Genomic DNA, 4,433 nt, shown 5'->3' with positions numbered 1-4,433 from the left:
TAACTTGAGATTAACAAAAAGCGCTCCTAGAAATAGGGGCGCTTTTTGTTTGGGGAAAATATTTTTAGAGACCTGTTTCTGTTAACAAACTAAGTCATATCAAGTCCGCTTGAGTAGTTGTCATCCTGAGTTCTGAAGGAACTGAAGAATCTCGCCCTTTCGGCAACGCGCTTACTTCGTTGCGCTTGACTCATGAAAAGTAACCGTTTTGAGTCAAGCGCTCACCCGGACGTGATATGAGAAACGGCTCATCAAAAACAGAATAGGCAGAACTTCCCAGCAGTTAAAGTGTTGCGGGGCTCTAACGCGCGATCGCATTTTAGGTTGAATTAAGTTGATTTACTTAATAGCCGATCGCCAAATCTAAACTTTATCTAAAAATTAAAAGGTGAAAAATTAATTTTTCACCTTTTAACTCTCGACTTTCAAATTACCCGTTACTGAACAAACTTCTTGAATGCCAGAGTCACGTTGTGGCCACCAAATCCAAAGGAATTCGACAGCGCCACATCAACTTTTAGATCGCGGCTTGTATGAGGAACATAGTCCAAATCACACTCAGGATCGGGATTTTCTAGATTAATTGTCGGCGGGATTTTGTCATTGGCGATCGCCATTACCGTCGCCACCGCTTCAATTCCCCCAGAACCGCCCAAAAGATGACCGGTCATTGACTTGGTAGAACTAATTGCTACTTTGTAAGCGTGGTCTCCCAAAGTTTGCTTAATCGCTTTTGTTTCAGTAGAATCGTTGGGAAGCGTGCTCGTGCCGTGAGCATTGATATAGCTCACTTGATCCGGCGTCAAACCCGCATCCTTGAGCGCTAAAGCCATTGCCCGCGACGCACCGTTCCCCCCCGGTACCGGAGAAGTCATGTGATAGGCATCGCAAGTTAAACCGTAGCCAACGATTTCTGCGTAAATCCTCGCGCCACGCGCCAGAGCGTGTTCCATTTCTTCTAGCATCAGAATGCCAGCACCTTCGCCGACGACAAAACCATCACGATCGCGATCGAACGGACGAGAAGCATGAGTCGGGTCATCGTTGCGAGTCGAAAGCGCCCTCGCCGCAGCAAAACCCGCCACGCACAAAGGTGTCACCGCAGCTTCCGTACCGCCGCAAATCATGGCTTGCGCGTAACCCCCCTGAACTAGGCGAAACGCATCGCCCACGGCATTTGACCCGGCAGCGCATGCCGTCACCGTGCAAGAGTTTGGCCCTTTAGCGCCCGTGTGAATCGCCGTCAGGCCCGCGGCCATATTCGCAATCATCATGGGAATCATAAACGGGCTGCACCGATCGGGGCCGCGAGTCAGATATATCTCTTGCTGATCTTCTAAAACCTTCAGGCCACCAATGCCAGTGCCAAGAATGACACCCACCTGTTCTGCGTTCAGGTCGTTAATCTCAAACTTCGCATCAGCAAGAGCTTGTTTGCTCGCTGACACCCCAAATTGAGCAAAGCGATCCATCCGCTTTGCTTCCTTGCGCTCTAAATAGTCGTGTGGGTCGAAACCCTTCACCTCTGCGGCAAAGCGGCAGTCGTGCCGCGACGGGTCGAATAAGGTGATCGGGCCTATACCATTCTTCCCGGCAAGCAACCCGTCCCAATATTCAGACAAGGTATTGCCGATCGGTGTAATCGCGCCGAGACCCGTGATAACAACGCGCTTACGCTCTAAATTTGTCATGATTTCAGTTTCAAAAAATTAAACACCCAGAACGCAGAACAAAAGAGGAGTTTCCAGTTTTCTAACTTCTCTCCTCTTAGGGGAAAAGACAGGTATTTTATGCTTTTGGAGCTGCAAGTTTGCTGCTGATGAAATCTACAGAAGCTTGAACCGTAGTAATTCCTTCGGCTGCTTCGTCGGGAATTTCAATATCAAACTCTTCTTCCAAGGCCATGACCAGCTCTACAGTATCTAAGGAATCTGCTCCTAAATCGTTAGCAAAGTTGGCTTCGGGCTTGACTTCGCTCTTATCGACTTCCAGTTGCTCTGCCACAATTTTCTGGACTCTAGCAAAAATGTCGTCTTGGCTCATAACATCGTGTCCTCATTGGTTGCTGCGTATCTAATCTTATCCGAAAGGGGGATCTGCTGGAGAAAGGCTGGCCGCTTTTCTAAGTGACACGGGTCAGCGACAATTGGGACACGGACGATCGCAGTAACTCTACGACTAAGGCAAAAAAGCGCACATAGCTCCAAATCAATCATCTCATTTAGCCACCTGATAACGTTGAGGAACCGGGTTTTTGGTCGATGGTGCGTCAGTCATCAACTCAAAATGCTTGAGAAAAGCTGACAATTGGCTTCTAGCTATGCGGTGATACGTTAATTATAAAGAGGGAAAACTAAGCAGGAAACCTCCCGACTTTGACCGCTCAAGTTTCTTTTCCCGAACCTTGTGTCCCCAGCAGCAACAATTATGCCATCCCCAAATCTCAAATATGCTTACTTTCCCGGTTGCGTTGCCCAAGGGGCCGCCCGCGAACTTTACCTTTCTACCCAAGCACTGACTCAAGCGTTGGGCATCGAACTGGTGGAACTCAAAAAAGCTTCTTGCTGCGGTTCTGGCACTTTCAAGGAAGATTCGCAGTTGCTCGAAGATACTGTCAACGCTCGCAATATTGCTTTGGCTGAGGAACTGAATCTGCCTTTGCTGACGCATTGCAGCACTTGTCAAGGGGTCATCGGTCATGTGGACGATCGCCTTAAGGATTGCCAAAAAACCGATCCCAACTACATAGAAAAAGTCAACGGTTTACTCGAAAAACAAGGCTGTTCGCCTTATCAAGGCAGTACCGAGGTGAAACATCTGTTGTGGGCGATCGTTGCCGATTACGGTTTGGAGGAAGTTCAAAAGCGAGTCACCCACAAGCTTTCGGGTTTGAAGTGCGCGGCTTTTTACGGCTGTTATTTGCTGCGAGCTCAGGATAAGCTGCTTTACGATGACCCGCATCAACCGGAATCGATGGAAAATGTGTTTCGGGCGATCGGGGCAACTCCGGTTTATTATCGAGGCCGGACGCAGTGCTGCGGCTGGCCGTTGGCGAGTTATGCCACTAACCAATCTTTTCAGATGGCAGGCAAACATATTCAAGATGCTATTGACAATGGCGCTGATTGTATGGTAACGCCTTGTCCGCTTTGTCATTTAAATTTGGATTCGCGACAGCCGGAGGTGGAAAAAGTAATCGGGCGCAAGTTGGGTTTGCCGGTGTTGCATTTGTCGCAATTAGTGGCTTTGGCTTTGGGTGTGGAGCCAAAAAAACTAGGACTCGATCGACATATTGTGTCAACTAAGCCCGTGTTAGAAAAATTAGGCTTTTAGCCGATCGATTTGCGCGGGTTTGTAGTAATGACTTTAGTCCTTTCTCATATCAAACCCAGGTTGGTAGTCAGGACTTTAGTTTTTTCTCATATCAAATCCGGTTAGATCGCAATTATACGCGAGTGCTAGCGGGACGATCGATCACGCTCATACACTCTTGAGTTGATAGAAGATACCGTCCACAAATTGTCGTTTTGTCCCCAGAGGCGGTCTAGTGTTTTCCTGATGGGGCAGCAATGGCGCTGCGGAGTTATCACTCTTTGTAGGTTAAGTTGCTCGACTATGGGATTTATTTGTGATCTTAGCTCGTCATCAGAGATCCCAAATGCGTTCTTTAAGCTATTGACACCACCAAGAGATGAAGCGGTCTAACAACGGGGGCTTCAGCGAACGGCGTTGCACGGTGGCTACACCACTGATAACCGATGCCTCAGTTCCGTTGCCAGCCCTTGTTAGACTGCGATCGCTCTCTTCGCATTCCATAGCCCGGATCTACACTCCAAAGCAAGTGTGGTGATTGGTAGGTTAATATGCAGACAACAGAAACAAAAGTTGTATACAATTACACAAAATAGTTTTTTAAGACTTCCTAACTGCCTAGTTATGAATAAGGAATCAGCAATGAAACGAAACCCAGTAAATCTCACACGTTCGGTATTCCTATGGGCCATGCTAGGAATCATTTGTGGTTTGTTTGGTGCAAGTTATTGGATATTTTTGTCTTACATGATGGTGGGATTTGAACATTTTAGTGGATTTTCTCTGCTAATCATCATGCCACTTGCGGGTTTGCTCATCGGTTTGCTCATTCATTGGCTGGGAAATCCTGGCGAAATAGGGTTGATTATTGACAATATTCATCTCAATGGTGGGCGGTTACCAATGAACGAGAATCCTTCGATGATTCTGTCGTCGCTAATCAGTATCGCAAGTGGAGGCAGTGCGGGTCCAGAAGCACCAATGGTGCAAGTAACAGGTTCAATTGGTACGTGGTTAGCAGATCGCTTTCAATTGCGTGGAGAGGCACTAAGCTGTTCGACATCTAAACTGCATTAACTAAGTTACCTTTATTTTTTATTTTTCGGTTCCATTTTATAATT

5 protein-coding genes are annotated in these 4,433 nt (G+C 47.3%); 2 read left to right on the top strand and 3 right to left on the bottom strand.

The genetic code is table 11. From position 1 onward, the window contains the following. Positions 1 to 437 precede the first annotated feature (437 nt). Both fabF and acpP read right to left on the bottom strand, forming a co-directional pair. Positions 438 to 1,691 (bottom strand): beta-ketoacyl-ACP synthase II, encoded by a 1,254-nt coding sequence (gene fabF / locus QUB37_RS29150; protein WP_333168677.1) that lies wholly within the window; start codon positions 1,689 to 1,691, stop codon positions 438 to 440. A 97-nt stretch (positions 1,692 to 1,788) separates the two neighbouring features. Beyond that, positions 1,789 to 2,043 (bottom strand): acyl carrier protein, encoded by a 255-nt coding sequence (acpP, locus tag QUB37_RS29145; protein ID WP_006633716.1) that lies wholly within the window; start codon positions 2,041 to 2,043, stop codon positions 1,789 to 1,791. A gap of 384 nt (positions 2,044 to 2,427) precedes the next feature. On the opposite strand from acpP, the gene QUB37_RS29140 reads away from it, so the two are divergent. Further along, entirely contained in the window at positions 2,428 to 3,333 is a 906-nt protein-coding gene (locus QUB37_RS29140; protein WP_333168674.1) for a CoB--CoM heterodisulfide reductase iron-sulfur subunit B family protein, read from the top strand. A 339-nt stretch (positions 3,334 to 3,672) separates the two neighbouring features. On the opposite strand, the gene QUB37_RS29135 is transcribed toward QUB37_RS29140, so the two are convergent. Further along, positions 3,673 to 3,816 carry a hypothetical protein gene (locus QUB37_RS29135; protein WP_333168672.1) on the bottom strand — a complete coding sequence of 48 codons (144 nt, stop codon included), beginning with the start codon at positions 3,814 to 3,816 and terminating at the stop codon, positions 3,673 to 3,675. A gap of 138 nt (positions 3,817 to 3,954) precedes the next feature. Between QUB37_RS29135 and QUB37_RS29130 the strand changes: the two genes are divergently transcribed. Further along, positions 3,955 to 4,389, top strand: coding sequence for a chloride channel protein (locus QUB37_RS29130; RefSeq protein ID WP_333168670.1), 435 nt, complete (start codon positions 3,955 to 3,957; stop codon positions 4,387 to 4,389). Positions 4,390 to 4,433 lie beyond the last annotated feature (44 nt).

It is taken from the genome of Microcoleus sp. AT3-A2, from assembly GCF_036705685.1.
Classification (GTDB): domain Bacteria; phylum Cyanobacteriota; class Cyanobacteriia; order Cyanobacteriales; family Microcoleaceae; genus Microcoleus.
Note: the sequence above shows the minus strand (reverse complement) of the source record. Positions and strands in the feature narration are given on the sequence as shown.

Bases quoted from the DNA above. Each gene is read 5' to 3' on its own strand.
- QUB37_RS29130 (WP_333168670.1), top strand. From the start codon at position 3,955: ATGAAACGAAACCCAGTAAATCTCACACGTTCGGTATTCCTATGGGCC.
- QUB37_RS29135 (WP_333168672.1), bottom strand. From the start codon at position 3,816: ATGGAATGCGAAGAGAGCGATCGCAGTCTAACAAGGGCTGGCAACGGA.
- acpP (WP_006633716.1), bottom strand. From the start codon at position 2,043: ATGAGCCAAGACGACATTTTTGCTAGAGTCCAGAAAATTGTGGCAGAG.
- QUB37_RS29140 (WP_333168674.1), top strand. From the start codon at position 2,428: ATGCCATCCCCAAATCTCAAATATGCTTACTTTCCCGGTTGCGTTGCC.
- fabF (WP_333168677.1), bottom strand. From the start codon at position 1,691: ATGACAAATTTAGAGCGTAAGCGCGTTGTTATCACGGGTCTCGGCGCG.